Annotated in this window: 1 protein-coding gene; it reads right to left on the bottom strand. The window is 57.1% G+C overall.

Annotated elements, in window-relative coordinates; translation table 11 throughout:
• The coding region (locus O4H62_RS26340) for a hypothetical protein (RefSeq protein WP_269391856.1) at window positions 1-244 on the bottom strand (244 nt) is incomplete at its 3' end.
• Window positions 245-266: the final 22 nt, after the last annotated feature.

Genomic DNA, 266 nt, shown 5'->3' with positions numbered 1-266 from the left:
TTCCACGGCCGTTGAGGTAATCGGAAGCCGTCAATAGATAGCCGCCATTGCCATCCTTCATGGCTCCGACGAGGGCAGCGATCAGATACGAGTAGGCCTGCTTACCCGAATACAGGAACAAGGCGATGCCGGTGGCCGCCAGGCTCTGCGTCAATTCTCGCCCCGCAACCTTCATGGGATGAGCATCGAGACGGTCTAAAAAGTTCAATGTCGCCTTGCGAACTTCAGCCTCGCTCGTTCCCAAAGCGCAGCGGTTTCCCCGATTG

Source organism: Parahoeflea alexandrii (assembly GCF_027214025.1).
Classification (GTDB): Bacteria; Pseudomonadota; Alphaproteobacteria; order Rhizobiales; family Rhizobiaceae; genus Hoeflea; species Hoeflea alexandrii_A.
The sequence above is the reverse complement of the archived record's forward strand: the minus strand, read 5'-3'. Positions and strand labels throughout refer to the sequence as shown.